We start from the raw sequence: 24,195 nt of genomic DNA on the forward strand, positions 1-24,195 counted from the left end.
AAGCATCGAATCCCTTTTGAAAAATTCGATTTATTTCTATACTATCTTACCACTTACGCCAGGGGGTGACAACTGATGCAAAAGTATGGCAAAGCGATGGCGCTTGTTTCACTCCTCAACTTCGAGCAAGAAAATCGCGCATCATGGGAAATGCTGTCGAAACTGTATAATCTATTCTTTTCTGTGATTAGAAATAATTCTGACAATAAAGTAAAAATGAGAAATGGCAGTATTTCAGCATTTTTCAAGTTTATAATATTAGTTACATATTTATGCAAAATAAAACCTATCAACCCTTTTACCGTTAACACTATAAAAACACGATAAATAAAGGGTTCTAAACAGTTTATAGGAGAATTTGTGAACTATTTGTTAAAAGTTAAAAAACGTAATTTTATTCACATTTTATCCATGTGATGTGCATTAAGTTTATTAGATACTTTGTAATAGGGAAGAATCACACAAAACAAAATTTAAAGCCTATCCAGGTAAAGGGGGATGAGCACGGTGGGCTTCTGGAAAAAGAAAAAGATAAAAAACCAGACAGTAGAAATCGAAGAGATCGAGAAAAAGCCCGGATTGATCCGAAGGCTCTGGAGAAGATTCAGAAATATAGATTGGAAGAATCCAGTTAATCGCTGGAGAGCGTTATTCGTTGTCCTGTTTGGCAGCATTGTGATACTAGGTGGTTCTTACGCCGCCATATCTGCCACTAACAACCCACAATTTTGCTCCTTCTGCCATGAAATGGCTCCGGAGTTCATTACATTCAAGGAAAGTGCCCACAGCCAGATTCAATGCGTTGAATGCCACGTTGACCCCGGTATCGTCAATGAGCTTGTCCATAAAGTGGAGTCTTTGAAGGAAGTTTATTACCACGTAGTCGGACCTCCTGATCCAATTGTCCAGACGGTTGCCGTACCAAGCAATAACTGTTTACAGTGCCACTCTAAAAACCGTCTTGTAACTGCAACAGGCGACTTGATCGTCAACCATGAAGGACATATAAAGGAAGACATCCCGTGTATCACCTGTCACAGCGGCGTTGCCCACGCCAAGGTCGTCGACCGTGGACTGAACACTCAGCAAAACCTTGGTTATTGGACAAAAGAAAATGCTGAGAAGCTGGTAAAAACAGAATATATGAGGCCGAACATGGGAACGTGCATCGACTGCCACGATAAGGTCAACAAAGGCGAAGAGCCTTGGCTGGACATCCAATACAGCCTCCCTGAGAACACACATGGCAAAAAGCATGAAGAAAGTGATAAAGAAGGAACTGAAGAAGGCCATGCTGAAGCAGCAACCATTGAATTAGCTACCTTGACTCCAGAAGAGCAAAAAGCACACGACGATAAAATCAGTCAGGATATCATTCTTCAGGCAATCGGCAAACAGAAAAAAGACGTCAAGATCTCAATGGAATGCTTCACCTGCCACAAGGAAGTCAGCGTTCCTAAGAATCACGACATAGAAAAATGGAATCAAAATCACGGCAGCTTCGCTGTTGATGAGCTCAATAAATGCCTTGACTGCCACAATGATACGAAGTGGATTAAGAAAGTTCCTAAACAGGATATTCTCAGTTTAATAGAAGCTGGCGCATCAGATCCAAAATACGTACCTAGCATAACAGTTGTCAAAGACGACTCACGCCAAAGCAATTTCTGCAGCACCTGCCACGGCGAGCGTCCACCAGGCCACGCCGACAGCGACACATGGCTGACCTCACACGCACCGAAAGCAAAGACAAACGATCAAAAAGCCGAATGCTACGTCTGCCACGACAGGACAAAACCTGAAGAAACCGCGGAAATCAAAGCACCAACAGATGTCTATTGTGAATACTGTCACCGTACCGGTTTTAAGGATGAAAAGAAGAAAAAATAGCATCAATTGAAATGCTGTAAGGAGGGGATCACATGGAAGAAGATCATATCGAAGAACAAAGGACCCCTCCCTCCTTGCGGCTTAAATTAATTAAAATCGGAGCACTCACACTTTTATTCCTGGTGATTTTCTTCTCAGTAGGTTATATCGGAACAAAAGGAACATCGAGCTCCTCCTTCTGTTCCTCATGCCATGAAATGAAGCCGGAATTTTACACCTGGAAGAACTCCTCCCACGCTGAAGTCGATTGCGTGTCCTGCCATACAGGGCCAGGCTTCGAAAACCTAGCGAAAGAAAAAGGAAACACCATCGAGCAAGCAATCAAGAAACAAATGAAGTTGTACGAAGCACCAATCAGGATGCCAAAGGAAATCCCAGACTCAGCTTGTGAAAGTTGTCACAACATCAACACCAGGAACTTCACTCCATCAGGAGATTTAATCATCCCCCACGATAAACATAAGTCAGAAGGCATCAGTTGCATGCAGTGCCACAGCGGAGTTGCCCACGGCAAAATCGCGGACAGAAAAATGACTTTCCAAAGCGATTACGAAAAGTGGGATGATTTGCTCGGGAAGTCGATTATGGAGGAAACAAAATTTGTAAAGCCTGACATGTCGACATGCATGGATTGCCACAAACTCAGGAATGCTCCATTGGAATGCACTGCCTGCCATACGACCGGGATGTATCCGGAAACGCATCAAGAAAAAACCTTTAAGCTGAAAACTCATGGTTCTCAGGCTGAAAAGGATTTAAAGAAATGCAATGAATGCCATTCCGATATGTCGAAAGAAAAAGTTGACGGTTTTGAAGAAGTTCGCGGTCTCGATAAATTTTTAAAACAAAACCAAAAACCTCAAAAAAGCCATTATGATTATGCGAAGGAAAATACTTATTGCCTCGCCTGCCACGCGAAACGCCCGGAAAGCCATACCTCCTATTTCATGATAGAACATGGCGGTCTGGCGAAGGAAAATGAGAAAAAATGCCTTGCATGCCACGAGTATAACAATATAGCAAATACACCAGTAACTACGCCATCCTGTAATACCTGCCATCCAAGCAGCCACAGGAACAAACCTTGGCGGGAACGGCATCCAGTGCCGCTCTCTCCTACCCAGAAGCTGCAGCAATCCTGTTATACCTGCCATAACCAACCTAAGTGTGCAGGATGCCACGCAGAAAATACTAAGAAAGAGAATTAGAGGAGGGATCTTATGGAAACGCAAATCAATCCATCACAGGAACCGGTAAAGCCGGAACCAGAAGTACCTTCAAAAAAACCAAAAAGCCTAAAGAACAAAAAATTCAAATGGTGGCAGTCGCTGACCATATTGCTCCTGACTCTCGTTGTCTCAGTCGGCACAGGATACTATATTAGCCAAAAATACTTCTGGTCCGACATTGATATGAACCGTGCTCAAGAACAGCTAAAGTATTATAAAAGCCTAGTAGACCAAAATCCAAATGATCCCCAGAACCGGATTAATCTTGGATATACGTATTTTGTAACTGATGACAACGATAATGCTATTAAACAATTAAAGATTGCTCTAGACCTTGATAAAAAAAGCTTCGATGCTTACTTGAACCTTTCTATTGTTTATAACGATGAGAAAAATTTTGACGAAGCGCTGAAAATGGCTCAAAAAGCCGTTGACCTTGCTCCCCGTGACTATAAAGGCCAGATGCAAAAAGGAATTGTCTATAGGGAATTAAAAATGTACGAAGATGCATTAAATTCCCTAAACGAGGCAAATCAGCTGATGCCTGGTAACGTGGATATTATTTATCAAATCGGATTGATTGCTGAGGAGCAAGGCATGCCGGAAGAAGCAGCCGACATTTATAAAGAGGCTTTAAGTTATGACCCTTTACACAAGCCTGCTTTGGAAGCACTGGACAGAGTCGCCTCCAAAGACGAGAACAACTAATAGAAGGAGCTGAATTTCCTTGAAAAAGAAAACGGTCTATATATGGATGGGGATCATCGTTTCGCTGACGGCGGCTGCCTTTGTGGCAATATACTTTTTAAACCTAGGAAATGAAGTAGCAAAAATAACACCAAGGATGGATCCAAATGGCCCCCCTGCCTTCAGTCATTTAATCTACGGAGATTTTGATAAAGGTGCACTTGATAAGCCAATGGATGTTTCTAAAGTAGGAGAATTCCTATACATCTCTGACACAAAAAACAAACGTGTTCAAGTATTTGATGCCGGCGGCACCCCGATCTTCCAGTTCGGCAAGGAAGGCGACGGACCAGGAGAGTTTATGTTCCCTTATGGAATCTCTGGAGATAAAAAAGGACGTGTATATGTAGCAGACTTATTTAACGGCACTATTTCCATCTTTGACAGCAAAGGTAAATTCATAGACTACTTTAAAGAAGCAGATGGGAAAAACAAAGTGATCAAGGCTCCTGGAGGATTAAGGATCATCGATGAAAAGATGTATTTAACAGATATCGAAAAAAGCCAGGTATATGTATTTGATCTTAATGGCAAGCTCCTACTCACAATCGGAAAGCCAGGCCAGGCTGAAGGCGATTTCCGCGCACCAAACTCTGTGACCGCCGACGATGAAGGAAACATTTACGTAGTCGATACTGGTAACCAGCGTATACAGATTTTCGATAAAGCGGGTAAATTTAGGAAGCAAATTAATGGCTCTGACGACGGAAAAGGCAAATCAACCCTTGTAAACCCTCGCGGAATAGACATCGACTCCCGCGGCTTTATCTACGTGGTAAATAACTTAACACATTATGTATACGCGTTTGACCAAGAAGGCAAAAAAGCATTCCAATTCGGCGGGATCGGCGACCAAAATGAACAGTTCTACCTCCCTAACGGCCTGTTTATTGACGATACCGATCACCTGTATATCACAGACACATTAAACCAGCGCGTTGCCGTTTACTATTAAACGACCATAATACCAAACTTATAAATTAGTACCCATTTCTCCTTAAAGGAGGTGATGCCTGGAACAAGGCGATTGTTTTATAAAGGAAGTATATTCGCTAATTTATAAGGGAGGTTTGCAAAATGTCGAAGAGAAAATTAGGGGCGTCGTTGCTGACCATGTTTGCCTTAGTGCTAGTGTTTAGCATTAGCGCGATGGCTGCTGCAACAGGTGTAACAATCAACAAAGCAACTCTTGATGATCAAGGTGTTGTAAAAGTAATTTGGAATGCAGATGCAACAGCTACAGATTACACAGTTACAGTCAAGGATGTTACTAATAATGTTGATAAAACTACAGATGCAACTATTGATACAGCAAATAGAACTGTCTCTTTACCAACATCTAACAGCACAAAGTATGCATTTACAATCACAACTGTAGGGGGAACAAACGATACTGGTGTAACTGTATTCAATGTTTTCACACCTGCAAACAACAAAGCAATGGTTTTACAAGATGTAGACAATGCAATGTCAAACGCTAACCAAACCGGTTCCGGTGTTACTACAAATGACGGTACTACTAATGGCGATGTGATCAAGTCATTAGGAATGACAAAGAACGACGGAACAACTGGAACTCACAGAACACATGGTGAGTATCAAAACAATACTAACTCCTGTGCAAGCTGTCACCAAACGCACACAGGTGCCTCCAAGAGCTTATTGTTCAAGGATGGCGTATACAATACTTGTACAGCATGTCATGACGGTACATTAGGATTCTACAACGTATTCGAACATTCTAACGCTGGTACTTTCGGGGGAACTGCTGAAGGTAACATGTCTATCCACTTAGCTGACGGTTCAGTTCAAGCAAAAGCGGCACCAGGTGGTAACTTATCTGCAAACTCTGGTGCTTGGATTAACGAATTCAACTGTGCGAGCTGCCATAGCCCACACGGTTCTTATTCTGATCGTTTATTACATTATAATCCAAATGGCATGGGCCTTGCTGTAAAAACAGAAGGCGGTATTGGTATCAAAAACGGAAAAGTTTATGATTGGCCTGTACCTGCTGCTAATGCTTTAGAAACTTCTATTTTAGTTAGAGGAACAGCTACTAACTTCGGATTAGTCGCTGCAGATATTGACGGAGCAGATCCTGCAACAACAAAAGTTATTTATGCTTATGATTTAAACAGCGGCGGAACCGCTTATGTTAAATCCACTAAGCCTTGGTTATATGGATATAAACATGCATCTCCAAATAAAAACTACTACACTCGTTTCTGGGTAACAACGGCTAACACCGAAGTTAAAGCACCAGATACTACATTAGCTACAGTGGGAGATGTTCAGCACTATACCGGTGTAGTCGATAACCATGACCAAGATTGGAATGCAAACTTAAAGATCGTTTGGTCTAAAGGATTTATCTACGCGAAAAATGGAGATACAATTCTTGATAACCTTACTAAAGGTGATATAGGCCGTGCTTACACAGTCGACTTAGATCTTCAAGAAATTGCTAAGTTCGGGGACGCTAACGGTGTTCCAATTTACCAATCCAACGTGAATGCTCTTTATGCTTCAACTGCTGGTGGTAAAGGTGTACAAATGTCTACTTACTGTGCGTCTTGCCACACTGATTACCTAGCTAAATCTGGTTCTGAAACAGGTACCTTCGAAAAAGCATATCGCCACACTACAACAAGCGATAGCTACACTTGTGTACGCTGTCACTATGCACATGGTACAGACGTAACCGTTATGATGGATGCACATGGAGAAACAGCTCAGCAGTTGGTTGACAACGGAACATTTGCCACTATTGAAGATGCTAATGACTATATGTTAGACCAAAACCCATCTTCAGCTCTTAAGCGTTATACTAACATGTCCGTATGTTGGGGCTGTCACACAGATTCTAAAGCTGAACAACTAAAGAATACTGGCTCTTTCGGAGATGACAATGATCCACATGGATTAGGCGACCAGCCGGCAATGCCTGGTAAAATTAAACAAGGCGCTGTAGATAATGGTTCAATGTTCAATCCTGATGGAACACAACCAGTCGATCCATCTATTGTAACTCCATAAAAAAAGCTACCAAATAGCGGCAACTATTTGATAGCCCAGAGAAAAATACAGGTAAACAAGGCAGTAATAGTTACTATTATTGCCTTGTTTTTTCCATTAAAGCACGGGTTCATAAATTCGTCAATGAACCTTCACATTTCGTCTCTTAATGAACTTTATCATTATAGTTATAATAAAAATATACAGCAATTAGGGATTTCCCCCATTTTGTTTTGGACTTTCTCCCACAATTCCTTAATTCAAACTTCTTGTAACAACATCTACTTTAGATGCCAGAAAGGAAAAAGGTGATCAGCCATGAGCTCCTATTTTAAAAGCCATCCTTTTATCATATATATTATTTTGCTGTTCATTGTGCTGCTTTTTTTCCTTAATCCCCTGTTTACTGAACAGGCAAATGCAGAGGATCTTGCTCCCCCCATCATTACCATCGTTTCCCCTGAAAATAATACTCTTGTTAACACAAATAATGTATTGATCTCCGGGAAGGTTACTGATGATGTTACTTTACCAGAGTTAATTAAGTTAGAAGTCTTGGATTCAAATAACACGGTACTCAATACTCTTGTTCCGCTAGCGAGTACTGGTGAATGGACCTATGAAGTTAGCAATCTAACAAACGGTGACTACACCTATTTTATAAAAGCAACTGATGAAGCAGGAAAAACAGATACAAAATCAGTTACATTTTCTGTTAATCTATCCAGGCCTTTTGTTCTTTCAAATGTATTCCCGTCTATGGACCAGACTCACGTACCCTTGGATACTAGCATTCGGGTATCTTTGAGTGATGATCAGTTAATAAAAATAATGAGGGTTACGGATCCTATTTTCGTCTATACCAATGAAGGTTCAGTTATAGGATCCTCAACTTTTGATTCGATATCGCAAATGATCACCTTCACACCTACCACTGCATTAATGCCTAATAAAAAATATTTTGTTTCAGTAAATCCTGCGATTACTGACGATGCCGGTAATAAAATTTTTCCAAGATACTGGAGCTTCACAACCGCAAGTATTCCAGAAATGGAAGACCCGCACGGGAACTACACTCATAATGTCAATACATGTGTGAACTGCCATGGTACCCACGTTTCAAAAGGCTCTAAACTAGAAAATGAAAAATATGCTAAACCGAATACAGATAACTATTGTATGGCCTGTCATGATGGTACCGCAGCGCCAATGCCGGAGAACATGGACAAAGCACATAAACACAATTTCAATTTAAATCCAGAGCTTGCACAAAAGAGCGGAACTTGCACTGGCTGCCATAACCCGCACTTGACCTGGTCAGAGAGTAATCCAAATATGTTCAAAGACCATTGGACATATGACCATCCAAATTCTACTAATGAAACTCATGACACGATGGATATTCTTTGTGAAAAATGCCATGACAGGGCAACAACATTCAAAAAGGATGCCGCCCAAGTCCAATACAATGTTTTTCAATATCGCAAGTCAACAACTGCGTCAGGTTTGAAAGATGACTTTGCGTTATGCCTTCGTTGCCATGATGGTTCAAAAGCAAAGACAAACATAATCCAATATTACGATGAAAGCATAGTCTCCGGCCATACGTTAACTGCAATGGATGGCAGCCCGCTTATCGGCCAGATTCCTTGTGCCGAATGCCATGATACCCATGGTTCCAATAATGTTAAGCTTCTGAGGGATAAGCTAGGACACGAGAATCGAATGGATTTTTCAGAAGCATCTGGTGATTGGGATGCAGCAAAAGAACGGTCCTTCTGCACTAAATGCCATAATGGATCAACAGCAATTTATGGGGTTACAGCCAGATTTACCTTAGCAACTCCCGGTCATGAAGCATCGAATTTAGAAAGCTGCTCCAAATGTCATGGCGGTACGTCCCAGTCTTTCCTGGAAGCCGCGCATGCGCCAAAACGAGCACATCTAGATACCGGAACGATTAGTACAAGTGAGCAAGCTACAGATTCAGGAAATAGTATAACTGCTGATCCCACATCCGGTAATACACCTGAATCAACAAATGATTCAGGAGCGGATACACCAATTGTTCCATCACCTGATTCTATATCTGAAACACCAACTGAATCTTCCCCATAATAAATAATCCCCCCGAGTTTAATCGGAGGGATTATTTTTTATTGATTTTTCATAAACCCCAAAACTTCCAGATCAATCTTCCCTCTCTCCTGCTCCCTCTCCTCGAAGTTCTCGGTATGGATATAGGAAGTCAACGCCTTGTGAAGCTCCTCTTCGTCGGACGGATCTGGTTTTAAATAGTCCAGGCGTTTAAGGTGCTTCACCACTTCATCCTTTACTTCAGCTTCTATAGCCACAACGTTTTCCGGCTTTGACTTCGTGAAATAGAGCTGCTGCAGTCCATAAATACGGATGAGTTCTTTAATTGGTTCAGGATGGTCATCGACGCGCAGGTCTATAAAGCGGTCGTTGTAGCCGCCATAGCCGCCCTTCTCTTTGACGACGAGCAACGCTGCTGACTGTTGGCCCCTGCTATCGCCACCCGCTTGCTGGCCGGCGTCCAAAGCCATTAGCAGACGGTGTGCCAGTGAACCTTCTGTAGATTCAAAGGTTTCCGCCATTGCCTGGACTGTCTTTTCATCTACCAAAATATTACCCTGTGCAGCGAAGTGCTTGCCTGTTACTCCGCCTGCCCAGTCGTAGCAATATGTACCTGTAAAAGTGGCTGCGTTCCCTTCGGCATCAATCAAACCGACCTGGCGCATTTCTTTATCCTTATCGTCCTTCGTAATCAGCTCCATTACTTCCTCAGCAGATTTTCCCTGATCCATCAATTCCAGCGCCTGAGGGCCGTATGCGGTGTTTGCATATGATTGGGTAGCCACAGCTCCGACTCCTGCCTTGGCAAACGGCACGACCGCGCCAACGCCTAGGAACTTGGATTGTACAGCAATTCCCCATTCTTTTTCCTGAGGATCATAACCTACGATTGAAAATGTCATTATCATCGCCTCCTAAGAAATTCATTTCGACATTCGATATAAATTTTCCTTTCGAAGGCAATATGAAACCCACAGCCAATTTCTGACTGTGGGTACAATTTGAAACTATTCAGCTGACTTACTCTTTATTGAGCTTCAATTAAACCGTAGCGGCCGTCGTTACGCTTATAAACAACGTTTGTTTGGTTTGTTTCTGCGTTTGTGAATACGTAGAAACTATGGCCCAGCATGTTCATCTGCAGGATTGCTTCTTCACTGTCCATTGGCTTCAGGTCGAAGCTCTTCGTACGGACTACTTCCAGATCATCTTCATCTTCGACTTGCTCAACTTCCGTGAAAATTGGCGCGAAGTCCTTCAGGCTGTCCTTTTCACGGAATTTGCGGTTGACCTTTGTTTTGTGCTTGCGGATTTGGCGCTCCAGTTTGTCCGTGATCAAATCGATTGCTGCATACATATCGTCATGAAGCTCCTCTGCGCGAAGCACAAGGTCCTTCATTGGAATTGTAATTTCAACTTTTGATTTTTTATCTTGGTAAACTTTCAAATTCACATTTACATTAGCATTGGGTGACTCCGTAAAATAACGCTCAAGCTTAGCAACCTTCTTCTCAACATACTCTCTGATTGCTGGAGTTACCTCAATGTTTTCTCCACGAATGTTGTAGTTCATAGTGGACTCCTCCTTTGGGATATGACTATGTATTACTAATTCTATTTTACCCCAAAGAACTCCTGCAAAAACAGTCAGAAGATTTGACGATTTTATGTCTGTTTTTACCGTCGAGATAGTGGATATTTTGTAAGAGGGTGTATAGAAATGAAGAAACCGCCCGAAATTGGGCGGTTCATTAAGAAGAATTGCTCCGTTTTACAAATAACCATGGATTATCTATTTTTTTTTATCATAAAACATGCCATCCGGCGAAACATTTTGATACGGATTAGCATATTTCCAGCTGGATTCTTTTTTTATTTGCAGAGCTTTAATGTCTTTCTGAATAGAGACTTTTTCTTCTTGCAGAACTTGTTCAAGCCTAGCATTAACTTGAATTAATTTTCGCCCAACTTCCATCTCCTCTTGTGAGTATGGAGGAGTTATCTCCATTATAAGTGTTTCACGCTGAGCCATGAGAGCTTCAACTTGCAATATTTTAACGTCACGTTCAGCCTGTGAGTTTTCTAACAGTCGAACCAACTCAACTGTTATCTTGTAAAATTCATTTATTGCATTCACTAAGCCATGCCACCCTGACTATGCTGTCTCTGACGGTTTAACTGAATAACTTGCTTCCATGTATCTCGGAATTCCATTACAAAGAGTTCTACTTCATGGAGAATCGCTACATCGTTTTTTATATTAGCCTCAATTAAACGGTGATTTATATATTCATACAAGGACATCATGTTTTGCGAGACCTCGAGATCCATATTCAAAGTCACCATTAATTCCTGGATAATTTTCTGAGCCTTCAATATGTTCGTGTTTTTTGTTTCAATATCTTTATTTTCGATACCATTCTTTGCAAGATTTATAAACTTTAAGCACCCATTATATAACATTAGCGTAAGCTCACCTGGTGAGGCTGTAGTAACTGAATTTTGCTGATAAGAATTATATGGATTATTTACTGCCATGTTTTACTCTCCTTTTTGTGAAAGGGCATTTTAATTTCAGCCGCCAAATTGCTGCATCAAATACATTGACTGACTGTTCGCACGCTGGATCGCTTTTTCCATAGCTGTGAATTGCCTCCAATAGCGATTTTCAACTTGAACAAGTCGATCTTCAAAGCGATTGATTTGTTTATCCAAGCTTTCCAGGTTCCTTCCAAGGGTAAAAGAGTTATTAGTGCTAGTAGCTTTACCAGCCCTTTTTTCGATATTGGTCATGGTTGTTTTGATGGTTTCACGTAATCTTCTGCCAATCCCTTGATTATCACCTGTACCTTCTTTAGAAAATAATTCATAAATAGCATTAGGATTTTCATTTATTGCTGCTTTCAACTTCTCAGGATCTATGATTAATTTACCGCCATCCCGATAGTTTTTTGAAGTTTTGATACCAATTTCAGCCAGCTGGTTAGATCCTGTTATACCCGGAACAGCTGTATAAAGATCCATCCTCATCTCGTTTAATGAATTGGAAAGGATGGAATCTCCACGTAAAGTTCCACTTTTTGCTTTCTCTTCCCATCGCTCGACGTCTTTTTCATCCATTGTGTCTCTTTGTTCACTGGTTAGCGGCTGGAAGTCACGGTATCGTTTTTCTTCTAATTCACCTTTGATTTGATCAATCAGGGAATTATATTTATCAACAAATTTAACAATCGTGTCTAAAACAGCTTCAGTATCTGGTGCAGATGAAAAAGTCACTGGCTGAGTAGTCTTGTTCTTTAAAGTAAATTCTACACCATTGATATTGAATGTATTGGTGGACCGCTCAATTGGCATGCCATTGTACTTCAGCTTTGCATTTGCTCCTAAAGTTCCAACTCCAAGTGAACTCGCTGCTTCATTATTCGTTTCCATCTTCAAGGCCGACCAGAAGTTACTGTCACCACCCAGGATAATTTCAGGTGATCCTGATGTATCCCCTGTGTTCTTCGCAATAAGTGACAATGTTCCCTCGGTCTTGTCATAATAAGCTGACACACCTGTCTGAGTATTAATTTTAGAAATAACAGTTTCGATTGTATCGTTTAAAGGATTGATATCCACAGAAGCACTTTCGAGTCGACCATCTTTGCCAATTGACTGAAACGTTAATTTTGTTCCATTAATACCCAGAGTACTTAACTTATCCGTCGGATTTAGGCCAGATGACTGTGAATACATACTTGCAGCAGATGCCAAGCTTGTAATTTCAATTGTTCCGGAAAAATCAGCAGTCGAAGTAATATTTCTAATTGAAACAGCATCTGAATTGGAGTTTAAAACAGTCTTTTTAATATAAGATCCTTGTTTCAAAATACCATCAAATATCAACTGATCAAATTCAAACAGGGCCTTATTCATATCCCGATAGTCATCCCGCTGCCATTCCATATACTGTTTTTTCTGACTTAATTTATCCAAAGGAATACGCTCGGCCTTCATTAAATCACTTACGAGCTGATCTATATCCATTCCACTGGCTAACCCGCCAATTCGTATACCTGCCACTTATATCACCTCAGACTTTTTTATCTACCATCAGTCCAAGAAACTCCGTCATTGCCGCATAGAAATCAAGCATCTTTTTAGGTGGAATTTCCCTTACAACTTCATTTGTTTTATCATCAACAACTTTAACGTAATACTCATGCAACTTTTCATGATATTCAAATTTCAATGATGTTGGAGAGTTCTCCATAAATTTATTTAAGCTGTCTACGATATCTACAACTTTTTCTTTTGGAAAATTATTACTTTCTTTTTTCTCTTCAAACGGTGCATTTGGTAAAAATTCTACTAGTTTTTCCTGTTTCTGGATGTTTGTCTCACCGATCTCGGGATTTCTGAGTTGTGAGGAAAATTGGTTTGATGATAATCGTTCAATCATCATTAGTTCCCCCTGAATGTAACTGTCTTTATAGTAATATCGGAACTTAAACTCATTTATTTAGTGTTGTTCAATATAATTTCTTTTCAGAACATATTCATTTCTATATTAAATTATCAACTTGAGAATAAATGGCATCCAAAACTTTACTAAAATATTAGAAACTATATGAAAAGAACAATCCCTTTTCGAAAAATATATTTTTGAAAAAATAAAAACCCCTCGGAATAGAGGGGCTATGCAAGTCAATCACTTTACATCAACAATCTTTGACCCGGTAATCAGATATCCGTTATCTAGATACCCACGGAATTCCAATTTCACTTTGCCTGGTACCCAATCAAAAGCTTCACGTTCGAACTTAAAATGGCCTTTTTCTGCTTGCTTGGCCAAGCCATTACGATTTATGACAGGAGTTACTCCATTTAGAGTAACTGTAGAAATATTAAATGAAGCACCTGCAAATTCTTCAGGAAGATTTGCTTTAACTGTAAAAATTCCTTTGTTCCCTTTAATTGCATTTGGAATGACTTCAAGCATAATCGGGATATAGACTACAAACTCCTTTTCATAGGTAGTAGTCCATCCTGCATGGTCTGTTACTTTAACATTTAAGGTGTATATACCAGGCTTGTCTAGAAGAATGGCTTCACCATTATTGTAAGCAACTCCATTCACACTTACCTCCTCAAATGCGACTCCTGAATGCTTGTCTTTTGCAATATAGGAAATTAAGAAATCTGAACCAAGTACATACTCTTTGTCCAAATTAGCAATAACTGTTGGAGCCGTTTTATCAATCCTGACATGCGTAGACTTTTGATCTTCTATATTCCCAGCTGCATCCACACTATAGTAAGTAATTTCATTGATTCCTTCCTCAGTTACCTCAAAGTTTGTACCAGCTACAAACTTTGAACCATTTACCGAGTAGAATGTTTCAACTACACCGCTTAAGTTGTCATTCGCACTCAGCACTACATTTACATTACTGTTATACCAAAGGTTCGAAGTATTGTCGTTGGTCACTGGTTTTGTATTGTCTACTTTTACGGTTTGATTATTAACCGCTTCTCTGTTTCCAGCTTTATCGATGCTGTAAAAGGAAACTTCATAAATTCCTTCAACATCCAGGAGTACTTCCTCCCCTTTAATGAACTCTAATCCGTTGACTGAATAATACGTGGATGCAACCCCACTGAAATCATCATTCGCACTGAACTTAACATTAAGGCCATCCTTATACCATTTGCCTATAATATTTGTAGAAGTAGCTGGGGCGAAGTTATCTATCTTTAATATATCTGTACGGACAACTTCTTTATTCTCTGCAATATCGATGCTGTAGTAGGAAACCTCGTAAATCCCATTCGCAGGTATATTTACAGTTGTACCTTCTTTAAATTCTCCACCATTAATAGAATAATAGACTTGAGATACTCCGCTTAATGAGTCTTCGGAAACAAGTTTAACCGTGAAACCGCCACTCTGCCAGTTTTCTTCGATGTTTGACTCTGTAAATGGAGCCTGACTGTCTATTTTAACAGTTTCAGTTTTAACCTCTTCTTTATTCCCTGCTTTATCAACACTGTAGTAAGCTACTTGATAGATACCTTCACCGGAAACCGTTAAAGTTGTACCCTCTGCAAAACTTCCTCCATTTAGAGAATAGTAAGTCGCTGCAATCCCGGTTTCATTATCACTTGCAGTCAGTTCTACAATCACACTGTCCTTTTTCCAGGCTGTTGAAATATTCGATGATGTAACAGGTGCTTCAGTATCTATTATTAATTTGGCCAATACGACTTTCGACGGCTTCGATTCCCCAAAAGAGTTACTGTACGAAGTTACAAAGTATTCGTGATTAGCATACGTTAGGTCAGTAACCGTATAAGATAAATTGTTTACTTGCCCTGCTACGAGAACTGGCTTTCCATCTAATAGCTCGTAAATGTTGTATCCATTGGCGTAAGTTACAAAATCCCAGGAGATCCTTGCGCTTGTTTCACCTAAAAGCGCGAGAGACGGTTCCGGTACTCCCATAATTGGATAGATGATCGTTTCAGTTACTTGATTCGATAGGGTTGATTCTCCAAAACGAGTACTATAGGCTGTTACTTCAAAAGTATGAGTCTGTTCAGATAGATTATAAACCTTATAGCTAAGTGCATTGCCTTTATATATTAACTCCTTAGCATTATTTGTTATTTTATAAACCCTGTACTCATTTGCCCATGGAACAGTTGGCCATGCCAATGTAATATTATTAATATTAAAGACAGTACCAGTTACTTGTGGTGGCTGAACAACGGGCCATACCAGCGTGAACTTTATTATATTGCTTTCAGGAGATTCCCCAAAACGGCTGCTATAGGAATGGATCTCATATAGATATTCTCCCTCAGGCATATTAAGAAATGAAACCGCAGTTTTTGTAACTGTACTGACCAGCTCCTTTTGTCCATCAGCTACTCGATAAACCTTATAGGAAGTTGCATAGGCAGCACCATTCCATTTCAATGTAATATCGTTTCCATTCGTGATAGTATATGTGATGTTTTCAGGAGCTTGCATGATTGGAAAAATCAAATCAAATGAAATGTCAGTCCCTACTTGTGATTCTCCAAATCGGCTGCTGAAGGAATGAATTTCAAATTCATAATTTCCTTCTGGCATGTTCGCAAAAACAGCTGACGTACCAGTTACAGTTGTTTTCAAAACCTTTTCGCCATCTATGATTTGATATACCTTGTAGCTGTTAGCATAAGGAGCACCATTCCATCTAAGCGTAATATCATTTCCATTTACAAACGTATTAGTTAAATTTTGCGGTGCCTCCATTGTGGGGTAGATAACCTCTACAGATTGAATACTGCCATTAGCAGATTCCCCAAAACGCGAGCTTACTGTGTACACAAAGTAAGTATGACTACCCTCGGATATATTGGGAATAACCGCCGATAAGCTAGTAACTGTAGTTTTCCAATACAACTGACCATCGATATATTCATAGACCTTATAGCTAGTAGCATAGTTTGCAGCTTCCCACTTCAGGACTATATCATTCCCGTTTTGGATATTGTAGCTCATATTCTGAGGGGCCTTGATTTCCGGAAAGACAATATCGATTGTAACGGGAGCTCCTTCAGGTGACTCGCCAAAACGGTCACTATGAGAATGAACCTGGTACCTATGTTCTCCTTCAGCGATATTGCTGATAGTTGCTGCTGTACCTAAGACAGTACTTTTCAGAATTCTTTCGCCATCAATGATTTCATACACCTTGTAACGATTTGCATATAATGAAGCATCCCATTTTAAGCTTAGAGTATTTATATTTGTTACTGTGTACGTTAAGTTTGCTGGCGCATCCATTGTATATTCATTGATCGTAACTGCTACCTCTTTCCCTTCGGTAGATTCCCCAAAACGCGAGCTATAGGAATGGATGACGTATGAGTGTTCTCCTGCTGTAAGTTTTGATATGGTTGTGCCGAATGCGGAACCGGAATATCTTAGAACTTTCACACCATCTATCAGTTCATATACCTTATATGCTGCCGCATATTCAGCAGCAGTCCAATTCAGGACTAAATCATTGCCATTACTAATTTTATAGGTTACATCCTCCGGAGCTTCCATTGTCGGGTGAACTAACGGGAATTTTACTTCGACACCATTTTTAGATTCACCAAAAATAGAGGAATTTGAATGAATGACAAATTGATAATCATCCTCTGGTAAATTGGTGTAGGTGATAGTTGTTCCCGTAATTGTACTTTTAAAAAATTTTACTCCATCAATTACCTGATAGATTTTATAGTTAGTCGCATTCTCAGCTGCAGTCCAGTTAAGTTTTACATCGTTTCCATTGTTTACTGTGTAGGTGAGATTTGTTGGAGGATACATCGTTTTTCCATTTACCATTATGGTCAATTGTGATCCCTCTAATGATTCACCAAATCGGGAAGAATAGGAATGAACAACATAGGTGTATTCACCAGGCGTCAAATTATAATATGTAACGCTTGTACCAGTAATAGTGTTTTTTAACACTTTCTTTCCATCTACCATTTGGTATACTCTATAATTCGTTGCCAGTTCTTCAATGTCCCATGTTAAAGTAATGTCTTTATCATCTTTAACTGTTCCTGTCATATTGGTTGGTGGCATTACAGTTGGATGGACTACAGGAACTGCAAGCTTGCTGCCATTCTCTGATTCACCATAAACGGATGAAAAAGAATGTATTTCATAAGTATGCTCTCCCTCGGGAGCATTTGTTACAGTATAGGTTGTACCAGATACACTGTTTTTTAGAATCTTCTCCCCGTCAACATACTGATAGATTTTGTAGCTGGTAGCGTCATAAACACTATCCCACGAAAAAACGATATCATTTATGTTTTGAAGTTTATAAGTCAAGTGTTCTGGTGCCGACATTACTACATCACCAATTGTAACTTTTAACTGTCTGCCATCCGCAGACTCACCAAAACGATCACTATAGGAACGAATTTCAAACATATATTCACCCGAAGACAAACCGGATAATTTAGTGCTAGTCCCTGTAAGCGTACTTTTTAAGGTTCGCGTGTTATCAGTAATCTCATACAGATTGTATTTTGTAGTGTATGAAACAGAACTCCATTTTAAAGTGATATCAGTTCCGTTTGATAATGAGTATGTAAGGTCATTTGGAGCTTCCATCACCGGATGATCAAGACTTATTGTTACTTGTTCTGAAAGAGCAGATTCCCCATACAAGGAATTCCAGGAGGAAACAGTATAAATATACTTCCCTTCCGGTACATTAGTTATTTTATAACTTCTACCTGTTGGCGAGGCTATAAGTGTCTGCTTTCCATCCTCTGATATTTGGTAGAGATTATACTTTTCTGCATATTGAACCGTTCCCCAGCTGAGGTTTAGGTCATTTCCATTAGATATGGTGTAAACAGGCACATCCGGGGTTGCCATTACTGGATAAACCACTTCCACCGATACTGGCGCACTCGGTCCAGATTCCCCAATAGAACTTATTGTTGAAACAACATATCGGTAAGTTCCCTCGGCCAAATTGTTCAGATTATAACTAGTACTTGTTGTCTTATCGCGGAGCAGCAATTGGCCATCTAATATTTCATATACATTGTACCCAGTAGCTCCATATACTGCAGACCATGTAAGCTTTACATCATCCGGAGTAATATACTGCGCGGCCACATTGCTTGGAGGTAATGCATTTGAAGTGGCAAAAGCATTAACAAGAGGAAAGAATGCCTGAAAAGTCATGAGGATTAATGCGAAAACCATGAGTTTTCTGTAGAAAAAAACTTTCATTCAATAGTCCCACCTTTTGGACAGACTCCAAATAAAAAAGAACCTCAAACAAGGTTCATAGGTAAAAAGACTATGAATCCCTGCGGCAACCGGCTACCATCCGCATTCCCCTTAAACTTTGCGGTACAGGCCCTTGGCTTTGCGTCCTATAGTTTCCTACAGTTTGCCTTTTTCACTTTGGATTACTGTGTTTTTTAGTCTATTATAACCATAGGACGAACTATATTACATAGTCCAAAAGTATTATTTACTTACTTTTTTACCCTATTACAAATACTTTTTGCCGGGTAAGAAATAAAAAAGATTCCGACAAAACATCGAAATCTTTTAGGTACAACTTATTATAAAAGTATGAACTTTTTATTCCAAAACAAAGCCATCTAGAGTTGAATAAACATAATCCATCATTATTTTTATTCTTATACTATAAGTGTGATTGGCTTTAACTGTTTTAAATCCTCTCATGATAATTTCTTCTCTGGCACTCTCATTTATCATATAATATTCTACTATTTCCATTAAATCTTTTAAATCTCGATAAACTACTAGGTCGCGTCCATTCTTAAATAGCCGGTTTATATCTTTTTTATCATTTGTTACAAGAAAGCCTTTGGATCCAAGGACATCAAAAACCCTCATTGGCAAGCCAGTTTCAACAAAAGCCCTCGTAATATTCAAATTAATTTTTGATAATCTAAAAATTTTTGGCATTTCATTAAAATGCTCAGCATATCCCATATAATGCAATTTCCGGTTGGATTCTGTTTCAGCAATCCATTCCTCATCTCCATAGACATTCATCCTATACTTATAAGAAATTTCGGTAACTATGTCTCTCCGCTCAATGAATGAATGGTGTCTGCCCAATAAAAAAGCAAGCTTATCTTTTCTGGACAGCAATGGATGGTTTCTATTATCTATCGGATATCCTGATTCTGCCTCAATTTCATTTACAATAGCTTCATCGATTATGTTTTTGAGCACAAAAGTGTCACTAAACGATTGCTGGCTCAATAAATCATCCACACGATTTTGTAAGGTTAATGATAGCTGCTTTTGAATACAGGATTTATATTCATTTTTTGCACCATTGCTTCCTACAAAAGATATCTCACTCGTATAGTTTTCATAATCCTTTTCGGATAATTCGAGATTCTCAAGCCTCTTTATATTAGCTGCAACAGGTAAATAATATATTTTTTTTATACCCTTCATTTTCAAGTCCGATACAATTGCTTCATCGTAAACAAAGAATATGCTATATGTATTTGTCAGGTTTTTTAAATCATACAAAGAATAGGCAGGTGTATCAACAGTCCAAGAAATATAGGGGATTTTTAAGCTTTCACTGATTAGAGCCATTACTTCACTAAAATTAATAGTGAATAAAAAAGCAGGATTCATCTTTGCAATTTTTCTTATTAAAGTATCTTTGTGCTCCCAAGCTAAAATTTTGGTTGAATACCCTAAATCAATGAACGCCTCTTCACAATCGTTTAAAATTGTTGGGTGTTCCATCATGCAAATAATGTTTTCTCTTTTGTTATTTTTAAAGAAAAACTTTAGGACACTATTATAAAAATGTGGATTACACTGAAACAAAGTATCATTGACAAAAACCTGAATCCTTCTTTTGTCTAAATTCAACTCTTTGTATTCATCACCAAATAACAATTGAGTACACGTTGTTATCTCTGAAGCTGCTAGCGCTGGATGACTTTGAATAATATTATAAAATTCCAGGTCATACTCAATCACAACAATCTGTTTGGATGTTTGTTCTTTTATGTTAAGAAGTTCATATCCCAGCCCTAAACCCAACATGACAATAAGGTCTGTATCTTCATTTATTGAAACCTCTTTAACTGACCTCTCAGGATGGTACTTTGAATACAAATACTTCCACTCATTATTTATTTTATATTGACATGTAAAACTCCCGTTTCTTGCTTTTTCTAATCGTATCATTTTTTCAGCCATTATTAACACTCCGAATTGATGCCGAGTTGACAGCAATGAACTCACTAAAAGGAATATGGTTCCACCCTTTAATAAAAGCTCCACCTTCTGTACAATTGAAGAATTCAACTTTTTCATGCTTATTTACGTAATTGCTAAACCATTTTAAATAGATAAACAGATTTCTTGATGTCCAAATATGTTCACTATTAAAATAATCCATTACGTGTATCAAATTAGTTGTATGTTTTACTTTATTATACGCATGAGTGTTAGCTGCATGAGTTTCATTATTAGAAAACGCAAGATCCTGCCCGACCAATGCAACCTTTGTTATTCCTAATTTTACTATTAAATCAAGAAGACACGTGGCTACTGAACCACCTGTTTCAATTAACGGTATTTTGTTTTTTATTGCCTGATTTTCAGATTCTGCATATCCTCTTTGAAAAACTATATACCTTGGACCCTGATAGTTCTTAATCGCATTATGATTTGCGGTACTAAGATAAAATAATGGTACTTGTAAGTTGGTCAATTCGGAAAACTGCTCCATTACCAGGTCTTTCGGGTCTGAAATCATGATGAAATCCGGCATTATTCCATATTTAATTAGAGGCTTTAATGCTGTCCCAACGCAACCTACAAGCATTCCCTTTAGGCTAGCCTCTTTTAATAAAGGCAATTGCTTTGTTAAGGACGGGCCAGCAGAAACTAAAACTGCAGGCTGGTCACTATACATCCCTATCAACGATTTAATATTATGGTCATTCAATTGTAAATTCGAGTGATAGTTTTCAGCGAGAGACCCTGCCTGCTCATTAATAGTCCGTTTTTTTACTAAATATGAATCTAGTATATGTTTAATTTCTTCCTGTTCAATTAAAATTAGTGAAGGCTTATAGATCAATAGATTACCCTGTATTCTATCAATTACCTCAGCTAATTGTTTCAGGAGGAAAGAACTCTCCATCTCATAATAAAAAGTTATATTTTTATTTTGTATAATTTGGGACAATATCTCATTTTCGAATAACCATTTCATATATGCATAGTTAAATTCAAAAACATGAATATGCAAACTGGGATATTTTTCAAACAGTGAATGAAGGTGATAACCCATCCCAACTCCTATAATCACTAATTCTTTTTCAGAAGAATCCAATTCAAGTCCTTCGACCCAAATGCTTGCTTCCTTAATTGGATCATATTTGCTATGGATGTAATATTTTTGCTTGTCCTTCACCACTAATACAGTTGGTGCAGTGCGGGTTTTTTGGATTTCCCATTCCATTTATGCATTTGCCCTTGAATTATTTACACTATTGATCCAGTCTTGAATTTTAGGATGGAACTCATATTCAAATAAATCTGCTATTAACACTTGATCATTAACAGATAAGCCATCCTCTACTTCTCTTAAATGTTCATTAATTTCCTGAGTATCAACATTTAAAGAGTATCCTAAATTTTTAATTCCGACTACGGCTTGTGTAGACCAATCAATCGCTTCAATAAATTCTTTGATATGATGGAATGCTTCACTTTCATTATCTTTTCTTAATTGATCTGCAACTAATAGACATGTATCAGCAATTTTAGGTAAGAATTCCTGTAAGCTGTCCAGAGTTTCTTGAATGAGTTGTTGATTTGACATATTGATAACCTCATTTTTATAGATTTTGTTCTATTCTTCCATTTAACTCCCTAATCCATGTTATTCCTTGCTCGGCAGCACCTTTAATCCCTTTGTATAAGAGCAAAGATTTTTCATATATCCTTCTATTGGTTTCTTCTTCAGTCTCATTTAATTCTTCTAAAAAGCTGTGCTGTACCTTGAACATGACCGGCCTCAAGATATAATATATAAACTCATTCTCTAAAAGAATTTTTAATTTATCCTCTGCCTTCTCTAGTTCTTTGTTAAATTTCTTATTAAACATATAATTATTTCGTTTTACACCATTTAATATGTCAATAGACTTGTCTGCTAACTTTATTACTTCTTCATATTTCTCTAAAAGCGTGATAATTTCTTTGTGGAATTTCTTACAATCCCCCATTTTCTTTGCAGGGATTAAAGCACCAATTTCCTTACTACAGTCGTTGCTGCAAAATGTTTCAATAAATTCATTAAAAGGCATTTGGCTAAAGCCTTCCATTTTAATGCCGCCTTCTGTAGAATTAATAATTTTCCGTGCAAGATCCGTTTCCCGAATCTTGGCAAGGTGATTCTCAAAGCTATTCTTCATGCCGAGGAAAACATAATCAGTTAAGACCTCTTCACCATAGTACCCTTCAACTCGAAACATTTTCCTTTGATTTTCTTTTGCTTTATCTATAATGGAAAAACCCTGGTTGCCTTCTGCATGGGTTTGATTATTCGTATATGCAAGGTCTTGTCCAATCAAACAAATGGGTCCACTTGTCAGCTGGTAAGCAATATCAAGACTGAAATTAGCAACTGAATGTCCAGTCTGTACTAAACCAACTTCTTGAGATAACAATTTATTTGTCCATTTATTGATTAAAGTATGATCACTAATATTGAATATTATATGTTTGCCTTTATGCCCTTTAGGAATACCTTTATGAACAATCAATGGGTAAACTAGTGGGATACTATCAATTTGAAGGTTTTTAAAATGGTTATAATTTGGTATTCCTCCATCAACCGATACTACTAGGTCAGGCTCAATGTTTTCTCTTAGCAAGGAATTAATAGTGGAGCCGGCACATATAATAAGAGCCTTATTCTTTAACCCTTTAAGCAAAGGAAGCTGTTTTGTCAATGATGGCCCACCTGATGCTACTATTACTGGGCAAGTTAGCTTACCAGTCAAATTCGAAAAATTATGGGCATGAAATGCCTCATACAAATTTGATATATAATTTTCTTGCCATTGTTCTGAAAATAGATGCCTTGTATTATTGTTTATTATTTCCATCATCAATTGTTCTTTGGCAGTTTCTAATACTAGTTTATAAAATTCAGGGTATAGCTTGGGATAGTTAGGAGTATTTATAAATGTAAATCTCCCCATGTATTCGCTAAAAAAAGAATTTAGCTGATATTTGAGATTGTTTAAGTCCTCACCAACACATATTTGTACATTTTTATCCTTAAGTATTTGAGCATTGTCCATGTACTGTAATGAAGTTTTTAACAGTTCATGGTTAGGTTCAATAATCAGCAAACTGTCTGTGTCACTGAATTTAGTTAGTAGCTCATGTGATATATAACCTAAACCGAACCCAAACAGTATATGAAGATGATTTTTTTTATAAGATGATTCAACAATTTTCTTCGCTTCATCGAGTGGAGAATATTTACTATGGATATACAAATTATTAACCTTTAAAGTTTGAACATGTTGACGCTTGCTCTCTTCCAATCTAATTAAGTATGCATTATTCTCTTTTTCATAGTTGTCCATACAATTCATCCTTTTAAAAAAGGCAACCAAA

General features: G+C 38.5%; 18 protein-coding genes and 1 riboswitch. Of the genes, 7 read left to right on the top strand and 11 right to left on the bottom strand.

The genetic code is table 11. From position 1 onward, the window contains the following. Nucleotides 1-75 precede the first annotated feature (75 nt). The 7 genes from M3204_RS04040 to M3204_RS04070 all read left to right on the top strand — a co-directional run bounded on the left by M3204_RS04040 (nucleotide 76) and on the right by M3204_RS04070 (nucleotide 9,002). A complete protein-coding gene (locus M3204_RS04040; protein ID WP_251478786.1) occupies nucleotides 76-327 on the top strand; it encodes a hypothetical protein in 252 nt (83 codons plus the stop codon). 171 nt (nucleotides 328-498) lie between these two features. Then, nucleotides 499-1,890: a cytochrome c3 family protein gene (locus M3204_RS04045; RefSeq protein WP_251478788.1), complete on the top strand. Its 1,392-nt coding sequence runs from the start codon at nucleotides 499-501 to the stop codon at nucleotides 1,888-1,890. Nucleotides 1,891-1,922: 32 nt separating this feature from the next. Next, nucleotides 1,923-3,098, top strand: a complete 1,176-nt coding sequence (locus M3204_RS04050) for a NapC/NirT family cytochrome c (RefSeq protein ID WP_251478790.1) — start codon at nucleotides 1,923-1,925, stop codon at nucleotides 3,096-3,098. 12 nt (nucleotides 3,099-3,110) lie between these two features. Continuing rightward, entirely contained in the window at nucleotides 3,111-3,827 is a 717-nt protein-coding gene (locus tag M3204_RS04055) for a tetratricopeptide repeat protein (RefSeq protein WP_251478792.1), read from the top strand. A gap of 19 nt (nucleotides 3,828-3,846) precedes the next feature. After that, complete coding sequence (locus M3204_RS04060; protein WP_251478794.1) at nucleotides 3,847-4,821, top strand: 6-bladed beta-propeller; 975 nt, start codon at nucleotides 3,847-3,849, stop codon at nucleotides 4,819-4,821. Nucleotides 4,822-4,943: 122 nt separating this feature from the next. Beyond that, a complete protein-coding gene (locus M3204_RS04065; RefSeq protein ID WP_251478795.1) occupies nucleotides 4,944-6,905 on the top strand; it encodes a cytochrome c3 family protein in 1,962 nt (653 codons plus the stop codon). A gap of 297 nt (nucleotides 6,906-7,202) precedes the next feature. Beyond that, on the top strand, nucleotides 7,203-9,002 hold the full coding sequence (locus tag M3204_RS04070) for an Ig-like domain-containing protein (protein ID WP_251478797.1): 1,800 nt from the start codon (nucleotides 7,203-7,205) through the stop codon (nucleotides 9,000-9,002). A 38-nt stretch (nucleotides 9,003-9,040) separates the two neighbouring features. On the opposite strand, the gene M3204_RS04075 is transcribed toward M3204_RS04070, so the two are convergent. From M3204_RS04075 to M3204_RS04125, 11 genes are all read right to left on the bottom strand, one after another. Beyond that, entirely contained in the window at nucleotides 9,041-9,883 is an 843-nt protein-coding gene (locus tag M3204_RS04075; protein WP_251478799.1) for a DUF1028 domain-containing protein, read from the bottom strand. Nucleotides 9,884-10,008: 125 nt separating this feature from the next. Next, the gene (gene hpf / locus M3204_RS04080; protein WP_251478800.1) at nucleotides 10,009-10,554 is read right to left on the bottom strand and encodes a ribosome hibernation-promoting factor, HPF/YfiA family; all 546 of its coding nucleotides are present in this window, start codon (nucleotides 10,552-10,554) and stop codon (nucleotides 10,009-10,011) included. Between the two features lie 219 nt (nucleotides 10,555-10,773). Next, nucleotides 10,774-11,118 (bottom strand): flagellar protein FliT, encoded by a 345-nt coding sequence (locus M3204_RS04085; RefSeq protein ID WP_251478801.1) that lies wholly within the window; start codon nucleotides 11,116-11,118, stop codon nucleotides 10,774-10,776. Further along, nucleotides 11,118-11,519, bottom strand: coding sequence for a flagellar export chaperone FliS (fliS, locus tag M3204_RS04090; RefSeq protein WP_251478802.1), 402 nt, complete (start codon nucleotides 11,517-11,519; stop codon nucleotides 11,118-11,120). The genes M3204_RS04085 and fliS overlap by 1 nt, the downstream gene beginning before the upstream one ends. 36 nt (nucleotides 11,520-11,555) lie before the next feature. After that, the gene (locus tag M3204_RS04095; RefSeq protein WP_353056025.1) at nucleotides 11,556-13,046 is read right to left on the bottom strand and encodes a flagellar hook-associated protein 2; all 1,491 of its coding nucleotides are present in this window, start codon (nucleotides 13,044-13,046) and stop codon (nucleotides 11,556-11,558) included. A 10-nt stretch (nucleotides 13,047-13,056) separates the two neighbouring features. After that, on the bottom strand, nucleotides 13,057-13,428 hold the full coding sequence (gene flaG / locus M3204_RS04100) for a flagellar protein FlaG (RefSeq protein WP_353056026.1): 372 nt from the start codon (nucleotides 13,426-13,428) through the stop codon (nucleotides 13,057-13,059). Nucleotides 13,429-13,674: 246 nt separating this feature from the next. After that, nucleotides 13,675-18,768 carry an OmpL47-type beta-barrel domain-containing protein gene (locus M3204_RS04105; RefSeq protein WP_251478805.1) on the bottom strand — a complete coding sequence of 1,698 codons (5,094 nt, stop codon included), beginning with the start codon at nucleotides 18,766-18,768 and terminating at the stop codon, nucleotides 13,675-13,677. 81 nt (nucleotides 18,769-18,849) lie between these two features. Then, a riboswitch (cyclic di-GMP riboswitch) is annotated at nucleotides 18,850-18,946 on the bottom strand. 182 nt (nucleotides 18,947-19,128) lie between these two features. Next, entirely contained in the window at nucleotides 19,129-20,748 is a 1,620-nt protein-coding gene (locus M3204_RS04110) for a CgeB family protein (RefSeq protein ID WP_251478807.1), read from the bottom strand. Continuing rightward, nucleotides 20,741-22,021 (bottom strand): motility associated factor glycosyltransferase family protein, encoded by a 1,281-nt coding sequence (locus M3204_RS04115; protein ID WP_251478809.1) that lies wholly within the window; start codon nucleotides 22,019-22,021, stop codon nucleotides 20,741-20,743. The genes M3204_RS04110 and M3204_RS04115 overlap by 8 nt, the downstream gene beginning before the upstream one ends. Continuing rightward, nucleotides 22,022-22,384 (bottom strand): hypothetical protein, encoded by a 363-nt coding sequence (locus M3204_RS04120; protein WP_251478811.1) that lies wholly within the window; start codon nucleotides 22,382-22,384, stop codon nucleotides 22,022-22,024. 16 nt (nucleotides 22,385-22,400) lie between these two features. Next, entirely contained in the window at nucleotides 22,401-24,164 is a 1,764-nt protein-coding gene (locus tag M3204_RS04125; protein ID WP_251478813.1) for a motility associated factor glycosyltransferase family protein, read from the bottom strand. Nucleotides 24,165-24,195 lie beyond the last annotated feature (31 nt).

It is taken from the genome of Mesobacillus subterraneus (genome assembly GCF_023715485.1).
Taxonomy (GTDB): domain Bacteria; phylum Bacillota; class Bacilli; order Bacillales; family Cytobacillaceae; genus Mesobacillus; species Mesobacillus subterraneus_B.